The organism is Desulforhopalus sp. IMCC35007 (genome assembly GCF_005116575.1).
Lineage (GTDB): Bacteria > Desulfobacterota > Desulfobulbia > Desulfobulbales > Desulfocapsaceae > Desulforhopalus_A.
This window is the reverse complement of record NZ_SWCN01000001.1, coordinates 273,804-289,955: the sequence shown is the minus strand read 5'-3', so window position 1 is coordinate 289,955 and position 16,152 is coordinate 273,804. Positions and strand designations below refer to the sequence as shown.

General features: G+C 46.0%; 19 protein-coding genes. 14 read left to right on the top strand and 5 right to left on the bottom strand.

What is annotated here, in order from left to right:
* The first annotated feature begins 81 nt into the window (after window positions 1-81).
* The 11 genes from FCL48_RS01295 to FCL48_RS01245 all read left to right on the top strand — a co-directional run bounded on the left by FCL48_RS01295 (window position 82) and on the right by FCL48_RS01245 (window position 9,144).
* The gene (locus FCL48_RS01295; protein ID WP_136870429.1) at window positions 82-798 is read left to right on the top strand and encodes a hypothetical protein; all 717 of its coding nucleotides are present in this window, start codon (window positions 82-84) and stop codon (window positions 796-798) included.
* A gap of 137 nt (window positions 799-935) precedes the next feature.
* Window positions 936-1,925: a hypothetical protein gene (locus FCL48_RS01290; protein WP_136870428.1), complete on the top strand. Its 990-nt coding sequence runs from the start codon at window positions 936-938 to the stop codon at window positions 1,923-1,925.
* A 26-nt stretch (window positions 1,926-1,951) separates the two neighbouring features.
* Window positions 1,952-2,371 carry a single-stranded DNA-binding protein gene (locus FCL48_RS01285; RefSeq protein ID WP_136870427.1) on the top strand — a complete coding sequence of 140 codons (420 nt, stop codon included), beginning with the start codon at window positions 1,952-1,954 and terminating at the stop codon, window positions 2,369-2,371.
* 97 nt (window positions 2,372-2,468) lie between these two features.
* Window positions 2,469-3,500, top strand: a complete 1,032-nt coding sequence (locus tag FCL48_RS01280) for a DUF6094 domain-containing protein (RefSeq protein ID WP_136870426.1) — start codon at window positions 2,469-2,471, stop codon at window positions 3,498-3,500.
* Window positions 3,501-3,600: 100 nt separating this feature from the next.
* On the top strand, window positions 3,601-4,152 hold the full coding sequence (locus tag FCL48_RS01275) for a hypothetical protein (protein WP_136870425.1): 552 nt from the start codon (window positions 3,601-3,603) through the stop codon (window positions 4,150-4,152).
* Window positions 4,153-4,256: 104 nt separating this feature from the next.
* Window positions 4,257-6,593, top strand: a complete 2,337-nt coding sequence (locus FCL48_RS01270; RefSeq protein ID WP_136870424.1) for a helicase-related protein — start codon at window positions 4,257-4,259, stop codon at window positions 6,591-6,593.
* A gap of 86 nt (window positions 6,594-6,679) precedes the next feature.
* Complete coding sequence (locus FCL48_RS01265; RefSeq protein WP_136870423.1) at window positions 6,680-7,009, top strand: hypothetical protein; 330 nt, start codon at window positions 6,680-6,682, stop codon at window positions 7,007-7,009.
* A gap of 108 nt (window positions 7,010-7,117) precedes the next feature.
* Entirely contained in the window at window positions 7,118-7,342 is a 225-nt protein-coding gene (locus tag FCL48_RS01260) for a hypothetical protein (protein ID WP_136870422.1), read from the top strand.
* A gap of 3 nt (window positions 7,343-7,345) precedes the next feature.
* Window positions 7,346-7,828 (top strand): RadC family protein, encoded by a 483-nt coding sequence (locus FCL48_RS01255; RefSeq protein WP_136870421.1) that lies wholly within the window; start codon window positions 7,346-7,348, stop codon window positions 7,826-7,828.
* A 115-nt stretch (window positions 7,829-7,943) separates the two neighbouring features.
* Window positions 7,944-8,678 (top strand): DUF2786 domain-containing protein, encoded by a 735-nt coding sequence (locus tag FCL48_RS01250; RefSeq protein ID WP_136870420.1) that lies wholly within the window; start codon window positions 7,944-7,946, stop codon window positions 8,676-8,678.
* Between the two features lie 127 nt (window positions 8,679-8,805).
* Complete coding sequence (locus FCL48_RS01245; RefSeq protein WP_136870419.1) at window positions 8,806-9,144, top strand: DUF932 domain-containing protein; 339 nt, start codon at window positions 8,806-8,808, stop codon at window positions 9,142-9,144.
* Between the two features lie 107 nt (window positions 9,145-9,251).
* Here the strand turns inward: FCL48_RS01245 and FCL48_RS01240 are convergent, their stop codons facing one another.
* The 3 genes from FCL48_RS01240 to FCL48_RS01230 are packed head-to-tail and all read right to left on the bottom strand — an operon-like array spanning window position 9,252 to window position 12,487.
* Window positions 9,252-10,277 (bottom strand): tyrosine-type recombinase/integrase, encoded by a 1,026-nt coding sequence (locus tag FCL48_RS01240; protein WP_136870418.1) that lies wholly within the window; start codon window positions 10,275-10,277, stop codon window positions 9,252-9,254.
* Window positions 10,264-11,247 carry a tyrosine-type recombinase/integrase gene (locus tag FCL48_RS01235; RefSeq protein ID WP_136870417.1) on the bottom strand — a complete coding sequence of 328 codons (984 nt, stop codon included), beginning with the start codon at window positions 11,245-11,247 and terminating at the stop codon, window positions 10,264-10,266. The genes FCL48_RS01240 and FCL48_RS01235 overlap by 14 nt, the downstream gene beginning before the upstream one ends.
* Complete coding sequence (locus FCL48_RS01230) at window positions 11,231-12,487, bottom strand: site-specific integrase (protein WP_169309024.1); 1,257 nt, start codon at window positions 12,485-12,487, stop codon at window positions 11,231-11,233. Before FCL48_RS01230 ends, FCL48_RS01235 begins: the two co-directional genes overlap by 17 nt.
* Before the next feature lie 172 nt (window positions 12,488-12,659).
* Here FCL48_RS01230 and FCL48_RS01225 point away from each other — a divergent pair, with 172 nt between their 5' ends.
* The 3 genes from FCL48_RS01225 to FCL48_RS01215 all read left to right on the top strand — a co-directional run bounded on the left by FCL48_RS01225 (window position 12,660) and on the right by FCL48_RS01215 (window position 14,387).
* Window positions 12,660-13,145 (top strand): DUF932 domain-containing protein, encoded by a 486-nt coding sequence (locus FCL48_RS01225; protein WP_256374262.1) that lies wholly within the window; start codon window positions 12,660-12,662, stop codon window positions 13,143-13,145.
* A gap of 197 nt (window positions 13,146-13,342) precedes the next feature.
* A complete protein-coding gene (locus FCL48_RS01220) occupies window positions 13,343-14,113 on the top strand; it encodes a ParA family protein (protein ID WP_136870414.1) in 771 nt (256 codons plus the stop codon).
* A complete protein-coding gene (locus FCL48_RS01215) occupies window positions 14,103-14,387 on the top strand; it encodes a hypothetical protein (RefSeq protein ID WP_136870413.1) in 285 nt (94 codons plus the stop codon). Before FCL48_RS01220 ends, FCL48_RS01215 begins: the two co-directional genes overlap by 11 nt.
* A gap of 339 nt (window positions 14,388-14,726) precedes the next feature.
* Here the strand turns inward: FCL48_RS01215 and FCL48_RS01205 are convergent, their stop codons facing one another.
* On the bottom strand, window positions 14,727-15,515 hold the full coding sequence (locus tag FCL48_RS01205) for a hypothetical protein (RefSeq protein ID WP_136870412.1): 789 nt from the start codon (window positions 15,513-15,515) through the stop codon (window positions 14,727-14,729).
* Between the two features lie 79 nt (window positions 15,516-15,594).
* A complete protein-coding gene (locus FCL48_RS01200; RefSeq protein WP_136870411.1) occupies window positions 15,595-16,125 on the bottom strand; it encodes a hypothetical protein in 531 nt (176 codons plus the stop codon).
* Window positions 16,126-16,152: the final 27 nt, after the last annotated feature.

The window sequence follows — 16,152 nt, the reverse complement described above, 5'->3', positions numbered from 1 at the left end:
CATCAACGGGAGAAAAACAACTCTCCCTCCATGGGCATAGTTGCCTTCTCCCACAATCTTCAAGATTAAAGGAGAAAAACCATGTCAACACTCACAGAAAAGATACACGAAATCAACGAATTGATCAGGAGTTTTGGTCGTGCTGCGGTACAGAAAATCGACTTTGGTGGTCAAATTCGCTATGGATATCGACCGCAATATGTATTTGACGCAGTAAATCAAATCATAAAACCGGAAAACTGGCGTTATGAACTGATTAAGGAAGAGATTTTTGAAAATCAGGCTGTCGCGGAGGTAAAGTTATTTTTGAAAATCGATACCGACGAATGGTTTTGCAAGGGGTCACACAAAGGACAGATGAACATAGTGAAAGGCAATGTAGGCGATGCTCAGAAAGGAGCGATTACCGATGCACTGCAGAAATGTCTCTCCCTTTGCTCTATCGGACAAGATTCCTATCGAGGCTTACTCGAGAATGTTTACAATTCACGCAGTCCACAAGCTCCATCGAGACAATCTTTACCGAAAAGCACCCCGCAATCTCAACCACTTCTTCCACCAAAACCTGAAATGACGCAACCAACACTACCATCAACTAACCAGTCTCAACCGACCCTACCATCAGAACCTGCCGATTCTGCTTCCCTGCCCAAGATTGACGGTATCACCTATCAACATCATGACAGTATTGTCATAGCAATGGGCAAAGTCTTTGATAAGAAGGAGTTACTGAAAGCGGTAGGATTCAAATGGAATAAGGAGCAGAAAAACTGGTACAAAGATCTGACAACCCATTAATCTTTAAACCCATTAGGACTGACTCTAACATAGCCTGTTTACCACGTTTTACTCACCCAACGAGGGAGCAACACTTTTCCCTCAAGGGAAATCCGTGTGTTCTCCCGCAAATTTTTTCATTTTTCTGGAGGAACATCATGGATATCAAAAACACACTGCTTACCGGGTTACAAAAATTTGCCAACCAGCACACCCTGACCACTCTGGGTGACCGAAACAGCTACCTTGGCGCATCTGATATTGGATACTGCCCGCGAAAAGTAATTCTCGACCGCTTACATCCCGCTGAACATGACCTGGCCACCTTGCTCCGTTTCCAAAGAGGACACATGGCCGAAGATATTGTCGCAAACGCGATGACCGCTGCCGGTTATACTAATTTCGACCGACAGGTTGAGGCTATTGCCGGCGGGAATACTCCCATCAGGTGCCACATTGATTTTGTGTTCAATGCACCGAAACTAAAAGCCGTACTCGAAGTCAAATCGGTTAGTGGTATCCCTGACGGGCCGTATAGCTCCTGGGAATCGCAACTTTACATGCAGATGGGCGCGTTAAAAGAACAATTTCCTGATTACCAGATCAAAGGTGCGGTTCTGGCCATTGATTTAGGAAGCGGTGATATTGGTTTTTTCAACGGTTATGCGCCAGACGAGATTTTGTACCAAGGATTGAAAGACAGGGCGGCATCCATCTGGACGGATTATCAGTTCATGATACTCGGCCACCCGAAAAATCCACCAACCGAACCCAGCCCGCTGTGCGGATATTGTACTAACTTGACCACCTGTCCCAGGTTTGCAGCCAAAGAAGTTCCAGATCTGGAAGACTGTGTCACCGAATTACGATCTTTGCTGGAACAGGGCAAGGTGTTGGACAAAAAGATTGAACCCATGAAGGCCAATTTACTGTCAATAGTGAATCAGGCCGGACATGCCATCAAAGTCAACAACACCATCCTTTCTAAAGCAGTTCGCTCACGGCAACATACCGATACCGGACGCTTAACGGCATTTTTGGCGGAGATGGGACATTCGATGGAAGAATTTCAAGAATCAAGCTCGTATTCATTCCTGGATATTAAAACCGCTAAAATGACAATCCCAAGAAACCAAAAAGCGGCATAAACCAACCACCCATAAAGGAGAACAACATGAACAAAGCAATGGTAATCGGCAACTTAGGCAATGACCCGGAAATTCGTTACACCCAGAAAGGTGCTACTGTGGCAACTTTTTCTGTCGCTACTACTGAAAAGTGGAAAGATGCGGACGGAGTACAACAGGAGCATACCGACTGGCACAGAATTGTCGCCTGGAAAGGATTGGCCGAAATTTGCGGAGATCACCTCAAGAAAGGCTCGAAAGTCTATATTGAAGGCAAATTGCAAACCAGAAAGTGGGATGAGAACGGTATTACCCGTTATACCACTGAAATTATTGCCAAGAGCATGGAAATGCTTGGTGGTAAAAACGTTGATAAGGAAACTGCTTCGCCGGCTGCTCATGGAAACGCGACTCATGGAAATAATGTCGATAACCCACCAGCGCCGGACACGGAAGTTCCATTTTAGTGACTTAGAAAAACAACCAACCTACCCACCAGGGGCAAAACATCCCCTGCCGGGAGTGTCTTGCCCTTTTTTATTTCAACCGAGAAGGAAACAAGACATGGCACGACTCGCATCTCAAGCAAAAGCAGGTTTCTATCCCACACCGGATAGTGTTGTAGCTCTGCTGAAAACAAAAATTTCTTTTGAAAAAGGCGCACGAGCATTAGACCCTTGCTGCGGGTACGGCAACACGCTGTCCCAACTGGCAAGCCCCGACACCATTACCTATGGCGTCGAGCTTGATCACCAGCGAGCCACGAAAGCTAAATCACAGCTCTTCAAGGCAGTATGGGGTGATGCACTTACCGAGGCAAGAGTATCCACTCAATCCTTCGGCTTGCTCTATCTCAACCCGCCCTACGATACCGCGATCAATGCAGACGATACATTAGAGAGAAGACTGGAGCATCAGTTTTTGCGCTCTTATATCCGGACATTGCAGATTGGCGGCATTGTCGTTTTTGTTATCCCCTATTATGTGCTGAAACATTGCGCCAGGACACTGGCCCGGAATTTCAAGCTGCAGGTAGTGGGGTTTCCAGACGAAGATTTTCACTCTTTCAAGCAGTGCATAGTCTTTGGCGAGAAGAAAATAGCGGTAACAGAAGGAACAGCCAAGGCAACCCAGCAACATCTGGAAGAATTGGCCGGCATGCTACCTGCGGAATTTCAAAGCGAAGTATGGCCCCTGGAAACCATGGCCCCAATCGTTATTCCGAAAGCTGACAAGCCGGTAGACTTTCGTATCGATCGTCTCGATCCACTCGAAGCAATTCCAGTGATCAACAAGGCCGGGATCCTGCAAGATGTTTTGCAAGAACTTATCCCCACCAAAAACAATATTATCCGTCCATTGACCTCGCTTGCAAACGGCCACCTGGCTCTTATGCTGGCAGGAGGATACATGAATGGAGCCATAGAAAAAGATGGCCGGCAGTTGGTTATTAAAGGTGTTATCAAAAAAATCGAGACGATTGTCCAGGTTCATGAAAACGAGACCGGCGGCGGTTCGATCACCACCAAGGACCAGTACATCCCAACCGTCAAAGTCATTGACATGCAAACTGCTGCATTGATTACCGTGCAGTAATCCTCATCCATTTTCATCCAACCCTTACGGGAGAAACCTCCCGCATAGGGGATTTCTCCCGTTTTAGGCATTACCTGCAATTACCTCAAGGAGAAATCACATGACAACACCATACCTCATCATAAAATGTGTCGGATTCGTCTGTTATGCCAACGCCCTGATTGTAAGAAGGTCAGACTGGGAATACCAAGGCTGTTTGTTGAGCCTTATCGGTTCGCCTTCCCATGTAAAGGCCATGTCTGCGCTTATTTATAGCGGCGATGCTGTTTGCCGGGTGTCCGACAATAATGACGAGTCAGCCGACCTTCATTTTTCCGGCTCAATCCGCACCTGCCGCACCCGCAAGATCGGTGAGGTCGTCAACAAGGTGCTGGTTGCAACAGGATTCAACGAATCTTCTCTTCATGCAACTGTCTTTGGCCCTGATCTGCCTACCGTGCAGGAACGAGCCTTCCGCCGTGTTGATAAAGCAACGACCATTCCGCTCAAACCACAATGGCAAGAGTGGCTCTGGGAGAAAACGATATGCCCTGAAAAACTTTTTAGCTTCGGCGACGAGGCTTTTCAGGAAGCGTATCTTGTAACTATCCCAGGCGATGAGATCTTGGAATCGCGTGTGCTGGAAGCAATCAAGACCGGAGAGCTACAATAGCTGCAAGGAGTCTACCAATCCGACAACCTAACCCAGACCGGGGGAGAATATTTCCCCTCAAGGGGCCATATTCTCCCCCTGTTCAAACAGTAAAAAGGAGAATTATGGCGGCTATCACCGATATTGTCGAACCAGTCATTGACGAACAAAAAACCGTCAAACTGGCCGAGTTTCTTGATGAATGGGGCGATATGCTCAAAGATCAAGTCATGCAGAACATGAATCCTGTCTATTCACTGAAAGCAGAAGATGATTGGGACGCACAGGCCAGGAACAAGTTACAGCAATTACCGCGCAAACCGTTCGAGTCGCAAACCAGAAAAGGCATTTTGCCGGTAGCCAAATCTTTTTTCAAGGAAGATCACAAGGCAGCCTTCCTGGTTGGGGAGATGGGAACGGGTAAAACTTTTGTAAGTTTAGCCGTTGCCCATCTGATTCCTAAAACACATAAACGCATCCTTATTCAATGTCCCGGCCACCTGGTCAAGAAATGGATACGGGAAGCACACGATACCATCCCCGGATGCAACTGCATCAACCTCAACGGGAAAAGCCTCGATCTGCTCATCGCGAATAAGCTCACGTCAACACAACCTGTTGGCATGGAGATTTGGGTCATGGGCAAAGAACGGGCTAAATTGCATTTCCAGCGTGTTCCCCAGCGGATCGCGATTCTTGGCAGGCAATGTTGTCCTGAATGCGGTAGGCAGATAACAACCGATAACGAGAACAACAAATGTATACCGTGCGAACATTGCAAGGCCCCGATGTGGATGGCGGATGGAACTAAAGCCCGCCGCTATGCCAAGGCCGAGTTTATCAAGCGGTATTTTCCCACCAGGAACTTTTTCGATCTCCTGATACTCGACGAGGTGCATGAACTCAAGGGTGGCGGTACTGCCCAAGGTCAGGCAATGTCCTGTCTTATCGCTCGCTCAAAAAAGGTGCTGGCACTCAGCGGCACTTTGATGGGCGGCTATAGTTCGAATCTTTTTTATCTGCTCTGGCGTATGTTCCCTCGTCAGATGAAGGCAGGTGGCTTTGAGTATGGCAGGTCAATGCATTTTGCGGAACGCTACGGCGTTGTGCAACGCACCTATGACAGCAAGGATGTCAATGTCAGTCTCAATGTTGCCAGTATCGGCCGAAAGCTCGGAAAGTCAAGGGTCAAGGAAGCCCCGGGAATATCACCCCTGTTACTGCCTGATCTGCTGCTTGAGCATTCGACCTTTGTTCGTCTGGCCGATGTCAATGATGCATTGCCGGAATACGAAGAAATCATCGTTCCAGTAGCATTGGAACCCGACCAACAACAACCGGAATATGCCCAACTCTCCCATGATCTCATAGACGCCACCAGTGCGGCATTAGCGCGTGGTGATATGCGGCTTATGGGCAAAATGATTCAATCCTTACTGGCCTATCCCGATGGATGCCGGAATGAGGAGGAAATCACCCTGGAGATTGCAGGGAGAGAGACAGTCGTTGCCTCGGCACCCGGCTTGGAAATTGACCTGTTGCCCAAAGAAGAAAAGCTGCTGGAGATTATAGCGGCTGAAAAGAAGCAAGGGAGAAAGGTAGCGATCTTTCTCGAACATACCGGCACCCGGGATCTGATTCCTGTCTTAGAGGAAAAACTTCAGAAGAATGACATCAAACCGCTGGTCCTTCGCAGTCAAACCGTAAAGCCGGAGCATCGGGAAGATTGGCTCAAAAAGCAGGTTCAGACGGGCTTGTACCATTGCCTTATCAGCAATCCCAATTTAGTGAAAACCGGGCTCGATCTCCTGGAGTTTCCAACAATCATCTTTTTTCAATGTGGTTATTCAGTCTTCACGCTCAGACAAGCCAGCCGAAGGTCGTGGCGTATCGGGCAAGACCTGCCGGTACGGGTATTTTTCATGGCCTATTCAAAAACCATGCAGGAAAAAGCTCTGGCGCTTATGGCGCAAAAGATGGAGACATCGCTCGCCGTAGAGGGCGAGTTATCAGATAAAGGGCTCGCCGCATTATCTGAATCGGAAAACAGCATGATGTATGAACTGGCCAAGGCCTTGACCGGCAAGGTTGCGGTCAATGATATGAGTGAAGCATGGACCAGATACCGGCAGCGTGAGTTGCTCAGTAATCTGTCCATGGACGATGACCAGGACGTCACCATTACCACCACAACCACCATGAGTACGACTGCCGGCAGTACAGCGACGATCACAGAAAAGTATGTTGTTCGCGGAACTGTGTATGTCAAAAAAGCCGGAGCCATCGCTTATGTCGACAACAACCGCTTCGATCTGAAAGACGGATTTGTTTTCTGGTCCGGCAGAAAGATAGGTTGGTACGACAGACAAGGTTGCGGTGCAATCAACGACAAACCGATCCGTATTTATAGGCCGGAACAATGCAGACATTTTGTCCTGGCTGAAATACGACAAGCTGCATAACCCATTTACCCGACCCATAAAGGGGCAAGACAATCCCCTTTTTATTTTTGGGAAGTTTTGTTCCTTTTTACTATGGAGGAAAACTTATGCATACGTCAGAAATCGAAATGATGGCTGAACCATTAGAAGTCGATGTTACGGAAAAGCCGATCAGGATTGAATTGCCTGCGCAGTTGCGCGCCTATGCGGACACTGCTGACACTGGAGGTACTTGTCCTTGGTCTTTGAGGGAAATGCTCAGACAGGCAGCAACCGAGATCGAAAGGTTGCAGAGAATAGTAAAAGGTAATGATCCCGTCGCTCTGTTACGAGAGATATGGAAACATCATCAGCCGGTCTATCTCTTTGAGACCATCTCTGACCAGACTGACCAGACACACCAGACTGACCCGACCGATCACACTGACAACAGGTAAGTCGTCGGGCTCAAGAACAGCCAAACATAAATCAACCCATCAGGGACAAAACCTCCCTGACTGGGAAGTCTTGTCCCCTCTTTTTATTCACGCCAAGGAGACAAGACCATGATTGTCAATTTAGTGAGAAACATGCGGGCTACCGCAAAAAGAACCGACAAAAACAACCTCGGGCATTGCATCCTGCTTTTTCTGGCTGCAAATGAAATAGAACGCCTGCAAAAGAAGCTTTCTGCCGCAGAAACCCGTGGCAATCAAACCATCAGGAGCAAAAGAACCACTCTGTCTTTGGTAACATCTTATCCCTCTATCATTCTTCAAAGGAGGAGATAGGTCATGAAACTCTTTATCCAAGACGAACAAGGACAGTACGTCACCGCGACAACCCGCGATATTATCAAAGAGGCCCGCAGCCGTACTCGCTCCACACTGAAAAGAGGAACTGAATTTATCGGCAGTTCACAGACCGCAAAGGAAGCAATAGCCTCAAAAATATTTTCCTACCAACATGAGGTCTTTTGTTGTCTATTTCTGGACACCAAAAACTGCATTCTGGCATGGAAAGAAATGTTCCAGGGGACTATTGATGCGACAACAGTTTACCCTCGCGCAGTGGTTAAGGAAAGCCTGCGGCTCAATGCGGCAAAGGTTATCCTCGCTCACAACCACCCTTCAGGTAACGCTGATCCATCGCAACCAGATATTGAGTTGACGCGAAAATTGAAAAATATCCTGCAGATTATCGATGTTAGAGTGCTGGACCATATAATCGTCGGGGACGAGATAACATCCTTGGCGGATTTAGGTATTCAGTTTTAGGGTAAATCCGCGCTAGCGATGTCAACCCAATATCAAGCAATACCAATCCAGGGGGCAAAACAACCCCCTATGGGGAAGTCTTGCCTGTTGATTTTCCATCTCACAAGGAAACAAGATGATGATAGATCAGAAAATAATCAATAAACTCCAGAAATTACTTGCTCTGTCTGCAAGTGATAACGAAAACGAATCCGCCCTTGCCATGAAGAAGGCCGAGGAGCTGATGCGTGAACATAATCTGTCCGTTGCTGATGTAGCTCTTGACGGCAGTGGCGCTCATGTTGGTTCCGCCGAGGTATGTGGACTGACCAGGACTTGCCAGACATGGGAAGCCTCCCTGGGAAACTTCATTGCCAAAACCTTTAATGGCCGGGCAATCCGTACCAGAAACAGCAACGGTTGGAGTTTTACTTTTGTGGCTGGCCAGACAGATTTGATCATTATCACTGATCTGTTTGAACGACTGCGCGCTACCATTAAGCGAATGAGTCAGGCATATGTCAACAGTGCAAAGGGTTTTACCAGAATTCACGGTAAATCCCTGCATAACAGCTATCGCCTGGGAATGATTAATACGATCATCCAACGATTAGAACGTCTGAAGCAGAACACTGCCCCGACTGATGCTCGTAATGCCTTCGGGATGACCGGTACCGCATTGATGGTGATTAAAGATAAAGCAGTTGACCAGCGGGTTAGTCGGCTTTTTCCACGTTTAAAAACAACAACGTCAAGAGCCAGTCGTGTTGATGGCAATGCCTACCAGCAAGGCATGACTGATGGAAATAATGTCAGTCTGCACCCGTCTATAAACGGCAAGCCTTCCGCACCTCTTGGTCTGAAGATGTAGATTATGAAAACAGATAAAACTTTGTAAAACCAAGCCACACTCAATAAGTAGTCAACCTATCAGGGACAAAACTTCCCTGACGGGGGTCTTGTCCCTCTTTTTTTCCAATCTCAAAGGAGACACGACCATGACCGCACCTACTTTCATGACCAATGACCTGATCGTTCAACACGCTTCCGCTGCTGGTGCAACCGAGCCTGTAGATAAAGTATCCAGCCGTTACACCTTCGTTCCAACCTTGGATGCGGTTGACCTGCTGCGTGATGCCGGCTGGTTTCCGATCAAGGCGGAACAGAGCCGCACCCGTATCCAGGATAAGGAAGGATTTCAAAAGCATTGCATTCGTTTCACCCGAAATGAAAACTTGCAAATGAATATAAAAGATGAGCGAGTTGACCTGGTTCTCTATAATTCTCACGACCTGGGCAGTTCCTTCAAGCTGATTGCTTCCATTTGGCGAAAATGAGGAGCTCCCCATTTACGCCATTATGTTGAGAGATATAAAATGGTGAGAGACGACAGCAAACCAGCCAAACAATGGCTTCACTCATCGATTCTCTCACCATTTTATCATTAACGGCCAAGTGAAATAAGGAAGTCCATCAGGTTATTATCATCGGACCAATCCGGGAGTTCACTTGTCGGCAGGATGTCAACATATGCCGCCTCCAGTGCTTTTCTCCTCATCTCCGTATCCGCCTTGGCATAAATTTGGGTGGTGCTACAATCGCTATGTCCAAGGAAGTCCCTGATGTAGATCAAATTGACACCGGATTGAAGTAAATGAACGCTTTTGCTATGGCGGAACACATGTGGCGTGATAGGAAAACGCACGTCGAATTCATTGCACAAGCTTGCTAAACCGACATATTTTTCAATAATGTAGGATACACCCCAGCGTGTAAGCTGCTGTTTCCTCTGATTCACAAACACATACTGCTCGCCGCTGCTGACGCCGTTGTTGGTGGAACTGCAACGTAAATGCGATTCCAAGAGATTCTTTGTTTTCTCCGTGATTGGAACATGGCGAATCTTTTGACCTTTACCATGCAAGATAATCACAGCAAGCTTATTCAAGCGTAGATCGCTAACTTTCAAATCAATGATCTCTTGAACCCTTGCAGCGCTGTCGTATAATACGGCCATCAGTACCATATCCCGGAGTCCCTTTCTGGTTGAGGGATCAGGCATTGACAGTAGTATTTTCATTTCCTCACCGGTGAGAAACGACACGACTCTTTTTACGCACTTTTTATCAGGAACATTCAGTATCTTCTGAAACTCGAACAAATTTTCGGGAGACTGTTTTTGTACAAACCTTACAAATGAGCGAATTGCCACCAGCCGCTGGTTTCTGGTCGCTACCGTGCAGTTCCGTGTGGATTCGATCCAGTTCAAAAAATCAACGATTGTGTCATGGCTCAAGTTTTCCATGGACAGGCGCTCAGGAGTAATCGATTTGGTCTGTTCGAAGAAGAAAAGCAGCAGCTTAAAAGTGATGGAATAAGACTGAATAGTATGGTGGCTGACATTTTTTTCGCCGTGCAGATATTTGCCAAGGAATTTTGTGAGGTAATATGGTAAATCAGCTTTCATCATAAATTACCCCTCCTTCCGGCACAACATATCCAAATTCGGCTTCAACCCGTCGCACGATCTCAGGGTACAGATCGGATGTCAATCGCAGATAATATTGAGTGGCGCGGAAATTCGAATGCCCCATGTACGCAGACAGATATGGCAACAAGACAGTTAGGTCGTTTCCATCCAAAACCCACTTTTTAAGGCATTTGACGGCAAATCCATGGCGCAGACTGTGGACTCTAGGGCCTACAGCGGTATGAGGAATGTCGGCCATAAGCAAATAATCTCTGAAATGTGTATATGCTGTGGTCTTGTCCATTCGCCCAATTTTTCCATTGTTTAAACTCGGGAAAAGCCACATTTTGTTATCACTGTATCGATGGAATCCGTTCACAAAAATGATAATACGTCTTGTCAGGCTATCAGCCATGGGAAGCAATCGATCTTTCATGTTTTTTGCAGCGCGGATTGTGACGATTCCGGATTCTACGTTTATATCATTGAGAACAAGGTTCACTGCCTCGGAAATCCGTACGCCTGTACCGTACAAGAATCTGAACAGCACTGGATCAACCGTATTCCTGTAGGATCTCCGAGCCTGCGGATAATTGTCTATGGCTCTGAACAGCCGGCGGATTTCGTCATCCGTGCAGATGTGGGGAATAAATTTTCGACGTATAAGCTGCGTTTTAACTTTTGCCACATATACATGGTGGCCTCTGTCAGCCAGGTATATTGCGAAGTCCCGCATCAGTACTTCTTTGTTGTGGTGTGACACTGGGCGTTCATTGTGGTCATAGATAAAATCGTTTACCATTTCTTTTGTCAGAGTGATTCCTTCAAAGCCATTGTTGTAGTGAAATGTGTCGAATTGACGCAGGTAACGTTCCTGGACTCCATATTTCATTCCGCACTGACGCTTGAGTGTAATGTAGTTCTGAGCGGCTTCTGCAATCCCGCTTTTCCATTTATAGAATGTTTTCATTTGCAAACACCTCCTCCGGATCAAGGGCGCATTTGCGAAGCCCTTCAATGTCTATCTTGAGGTATCTGCTTGTAGTGTTGACGGACTGATGTCCCAGTACTTCCGAAATGATGGGCAGCGGTGATTTAATTTCAAGCATGTTTCCCGCCAATGTGCTTCTCAACGAGTGCATCCCATGCCGCAGACCTCCAGGCACGTTCAGACCGGCTTTAAGAATATATCGATGGAGCTCTTTGTGGAAGTTGTTACGATCACCAAATGCGTTGAAAGGTGGTCTGTGCCTCACAAATAAGCGCTCACTATTTGTAACGGGACGACCATTCTGCAGGTAATCGATGATGGCCCAGCCGATATCCTTTAATAACGGTAATTCAATCGGCTGACCTGTTTTAGTCATTATCAGATTTATTGTTTTCCGATTCCAGTCTATCGACGATTTTTTAAGGTTTCTGATGTCTCCAATCCTGAGACCCAGCCGGATGGCTATCAGAAATATTGCGTAGTCTCTCTTGCCTTTAGGGTCGGCACGGTCTATTGCACAAAGCAGCCTTTTGATATCGTCTTTTGACCAGACATATGGGATTGAAGCATTGTGGGGAATACGAACTTTTGGAAGCTTGGATGCCAAATCGTCTACGATATATCCCCGTTCATATAACAACGAGAAAAAAGATCTAAATGTATCCAAGAAAAGACCAACATATGAGGTAGCTTTCTTATCTAACGTTTGTAAATAATCCTCTATATGCCGGATGGTAATATCGGCTGATGAGCTAACTTCTTGCGCTGCCAAGTACGTTATCAAGAACCGCACTCTTGGGGTAATTGATTCTATCGTTGCTTCTTTGTAGCCGTGATAAGTCAACTCCCCACAGAAAGAGTCATATTCTGATTTGAAACATGCCGGGCAGACAAAGGTCGGTTTCGTTTTTCGAACATCAGAGTGAAATTGTCCATCTTGCAGATAACGCAGTAATCGTCGCAATGGCCGCACATGATAGTTGACACTAGCACTTGATATAACACACTCGAAGCTCTCAAACCTCTGGCCAGTTTTAACGTACACGTACTCGCAACAGACGTTTTCATCAATTTTGGAAATGCAGTGGGTCGATAAATATCGTTTGAATACGTTGTATACGTTTTTGTAACTTTTGAGAGTGCTTAGCGAGCTTCCCTGCATTCTCATAGATTCCATGATGGCCAATATGGCCCCATTGATGTCTTCATTTTCTGACATAATCATCCTCCTTGTTTAGAAATTAATTAATTTTGCTTCTTGTTTTGCAAGGATGACCATTTATTCAGAAAAGAAAATGGTGAGAGTTTTTTTTCCTTTACCAACCAACTTGTTGAATTCAAAAAAACGTTCTCAATCTCTCACCATTTTATATCTCTCAACATAATGGCGTTTGGTTTGTAACAACGGTTTGATGATCGCCTCGGATTTTGCCAACTTCACCCATCGGCATGTCGGATTTAACCAAAATGATTTCGTTGCATCAGCTGATAAGATCACCGCTGCTGCAACTGTCATCAACGACCAGATGGATTATTTGAAAGGCATCCAGCTGGGCTACGACGAGCAGATCGCCTATGCTGCAGCAGCTCACCGGCTGCTCTATGAGGATATGGATAACGCGCCTATATCTCCGGAACAGTTGTTGACACAGCGCCGGTTTGCCGATGGCAGCGATAGTCTGTGGACAACATTCAATAAAGTCCAGGAGAATATCATCAAAGGCGGAGTAAAAGGCAAAATCCATGGAGAAAATGGCCCTCGAAAAGTCACTACCAGAGCGGTAAAAGCCCTTGATCGCAATATCAAGCTGAACCAGGCTCTTTGGGTTTTGACTGAAAAGATGGCGGAATTGAAATCCATGTCGATTGCCGCATAACAATGTAACCACAGCCGTCTCCTTCAGGGGACGGCTTTTTTTTTGGATGTTTATTATATCTTTTGTGCTATACAAAGATATGAATATATATTAAACATATTCTATAACTATTTAGTTGTATGTTTAGCTGTATAAATTGATGACAAATAATATATATAAGTCGACATACATATTGCTCTTTACTACAGGAAAACACGATGAAAATAATAATACTCAACCAGAAAGGCGGTGCTGGGAAATCAACGATTTCCACAAACATGGCCTATTGTCTGTCGTTGTCGGGAAAGAAGACGCTTCTCATCGATATGGATCCCCAGGCACACAGCTCTGTTATCTTCTGCACGGACATTCCCAGAGACCAAACAGTCAATGAGCTGTTGTCGAACAAATCGTTTAAAATTGACAATGTTATTCGTCAAGCGGTGCTCGGTGAAAATGAAGAGCAAGTTGAAAATCTTTTTCTTATTCCTTCCAATATCCATCTGGCCATAACTGCCGAGCAGATCACAACGAAAATCCACCGGGAAAAGCTTCTCCATAATCATTTGAAAAAAATCGAAAAGGATTTCGATTTCATCATCATCGACTGTCCACCAACAGTTAACGTCCTCACGATAAATGCCATCTATACCTCCGACATGATTTTGATCCCGACTATTTACGGACGGTATTCCTTGGATGGTATTGCCGATCTTTTTCGGTCGATCGAGGATGTGAAAGAATCCAGCGACTTTAAATATATGATTTTGAGAAATGGTCGTGACTCCCGCAACAAGCTCTCCAATGTATTTGTCGAAGAACAGTTGGAACCGTATAAAGAAAATCTGTTAAAAACCGTGATCCGTAGAAATGAAGCCATTAACCAAGCGCAAATGAACAATGAACCTGTGATGGTTTTTGATCCAAGATCTTACGGTGCCGAAGATTTCAAAGAACTTACCGAGGAGATTCTGCGATATGGCAACTAAAAAAATTACCGGACAATCCAAGCTGGCTCAAACAGCTGAGTCAAAAGTTGATTCCAAAGAACGTCTCGATTTGGTGCCATCAAGAAAAAAACCATCGTTGAAGGCATACCGACTCTATGACGATGATATTGTCCGGCTTAAAGAGATTACCGCGACGATGAACAAAGAGAGTCACCGGCACATCAGTGAAACTGCTGCAATTCGTGCCTTGATTGTGTTGGGAGCTAGTGCAACAGGTGAAAGGCTGTTGAAAGCGTTACGGGAAACGATATAGATTTGTATGTATATTGTGCTATACAAATGTATAGATGCATGAACTCCGCGTTTCTTGCAATAATCGAATTCTAGTCATTCGGATAGTTCCTTGTTGCCTTTACTCGAATTGCAAGAAACGCAGCATCTAGCGATGTTTTCCTGATTAATTATTCTGGCGTCGTTAACGATGTGTTCCCAGGTCACTTTCGACTTTCTCGTCTCCTTGGAGGACCCAAATTCAATACCACAGTAGACGCAACTACTATCTCGGCCCTTGACCTCTCGTTCTAACCAATCAGGGATATTCCAATTATTCATTTTATGCCATCTCACACTGCCGAGCCGGTGCGTGTTGTGGTTAAATCATCCCTCGGTGTCGCCTGATATTCTGAAATGATTCAGCCAGCCATCCCATTAAAGACTTCATGTGCACTATATCGACCCATACTTCTCCGCATTGAGAAAAACCGGTAAAACCACCGTATCTGAAGGTAGTCTCGTTAGGGTCGAAGTCATTGAAGGCCAGAATAGCGTTTTCGAACCAGCCAGGAAGCTGGGTGTTAAATTCCGATTTTAGCAACTCTTTGAATCCCTGTAATAACAATAGCAAGTTATGGTTCTTTTTTCTCAATGGAACAGTAGCTTTCATGTAGAGTTCCGTAGCATGTCTGTAATTATAGATGACAGGGCATATAAACTCAAAGGCTTCGTCCCTGGAAAGAGCTGCGTCAACAAGCATATCCCCGGCAAGCTTGTATGAATCAGCAAGAGCAAACGTATCTCCAAAATCCGCCCAGCCACCGATGATGGTTCCGTGCCGCCAATTTTCATCAAGCTCTTCAGGGGGGTCTCTAAAGAGAGGCGTAACTGTGGTCATAAAGTTATTGTATAGGTCTTCAAAATGATCTTCGCTATCAAGGCCGCATCTTATTGCTTCAATATCGGGATCATCTTCCCAATATATGGAAACGTATGCGAGTACGCGCAAATCATCAGCGCAGAATTGGCGAGGAGTTCCTTTCGGCGGGTTAGCTGGAGCTTTTAAGTAATCACGAAAGAGATAAGCCCATTTCTTGATAAGGTCTCTATCTACATCGATAAGACGGGCTGCTTCAGAAACGCCGAATATCATCTCATAGTTTGGCAATGTCAGTCTCCAGTTTCAACAAAGAGTTCAGGCAGAACCGGGTTTCCCAGTGATTGGCTTCTAACGACTCGTTAGCGATTCATCGAAGCCACACACAGTAAGGTTCCGCGAGTCGCGCTACTGCGAGAATTCCACGATAGCGCGATATCATTCGTTCGGGATGTGGTGTCATTTTCTTTCGGATGGCACAAAACGTAGAACAACCAAGCATGAATTTTAGAGGCTTTTGTATGTCTGAGAAGTCTCCGTAGTCCCACAGATCGAGTGTTCCATTGACCACTGTCGTCATCATGTCAAAAACAAGAGCTGCTGCACTGGCATCTATCTTCCCAGTGACCGGGCCAATACCTTCCGGGAGTCGATGCCACACCTGTCCATTTTCGGAATACTCCTTGGCTGCGTCCTCTCTTGTAGTAGGACGAGCGCCACCCCTGGTCGCTGGCTCAACGAATATAGTGTATGCAGGTGTCTTCTTGCAGAGCGACTGTACTTGCGCGGGTCGGGCTTTTGACGACTTTATAACCCAGAAGGTCTTTTCTGTTCGCTTTATATCGGCAACTTTTCTATGGAAGATCGCGTCAACGCCTTCACCGGCATGATCTCCCATCACACTTATTATGCACTGCGGACATATTAG

Bases quoted from the DNA above. Each gene is read 5' to 3' on its own strand.
- FCL48_RS01295 (WP_136870429.1), top strand. From the start codon at position 82: ATGTCAACACTCACAGAAAAGATACACGAAATCAACGAATTGATCAGG.
- FCL48_RS01290 (WP_136870428.1), top strand. From the start codon at position 936: ATGGATATCAAAAACACACTGCTTACCGGGTTACAAAAATTTGCCAAC.
- FCL48_RS01285 (WP_136870427.1), top strand. From the start codon at position 1,952: ATGAACAAAGCAATGGTAATCGGCAACTTAGGCAATGACCCGGAAATT.
- FCL48_RS01280 (WP_136870426.1), top strand. From the start codon at position 2,469: ATGGCACGACTCGCATCTCAAGCAAAAGCAGGTTTCTATCCCACACCG.
- FCL48_RS01275 (WP_136870425.1), top strand. From the start codon at position 3,601: ATGACAACACCATACCTCATCATAAAATGTGTCGGATTCGTCTGTTAT.
- FCL48_RS01270 (WP_136870424.1), top strand. From the start codon at position 4,257: ATGGCGGCTATCACCGATATTGTCGAACCAGTCATTGACGAACAAAAA.
- FCL48_RS01265 (WP_136870423.1), top strand. From the start codon at position 6,680: ATGCATACGTCAGAAATCGAAATGATGGCTGAACCATTAGAAGTCGAT.
- FCL48_RS01260 (WP_136870422.1), top strand. From the start codon at position 7,118: ATGATTGTCAATTTAGTGAGAAACATGCGGGCTACCGCAAAAAGAACC.
- FCL48_RS01255 (WP_136870421.1), top strand. From the start codon at position 7,346: ATGAAACTCTTTATCCAAGACGAACAAGGACAGTACGTCACCGCGACA.
- FCL48_RS01250 (WP_136870420.1), top strand. From the start codon at position 7,944: ATGATGATAGATCAGAAAATAATCAATAAACTCCAGAAATTACTTGCT.
- FCL48_RS01245 (WP_136870419.1), top strand. From the start codon at position 8,806: ATGACCGCACCTACTTTCATGACCAATGACCTGATCGTTCAACACGCT.
- FCL48_RS01240 (WP_136870418.1), bottom strand. From the start codon at position 10,277: ATGATGAAAGCTGATTTACCATATTACCTCACAAAATTCCTTGGCAAA.
- FCL48_RS01235 (WP_136870417.1), bottom strand. From the start codon at position 11,247: ATGAAAACATTCTATAAATGGAAAAGCGGGATTGCAGAAGCCGCTCAG.
- FCL48_RS01230 (WP_169309024.1), bottom strand. From the start codon at position 12,487: ATGTCAGAAAATGAAGACATCAATGGGGCCATATTGGCCATCATGGAA.
- FCL48_RS01220 (WP_136870414.1), top strand. From the start codon at position 13,343: ATGAAAATAATAATACTCAACCAGAAAGGCGGTGCTGGGAAATCAACG.
- FCL48_RS01215 (WP_136870413.1), top strand. From the start codon at position 14,103: ATGGCAACTAAAAAAATTACCGGACAATCCAAGCTGGCTCAAACAGCT.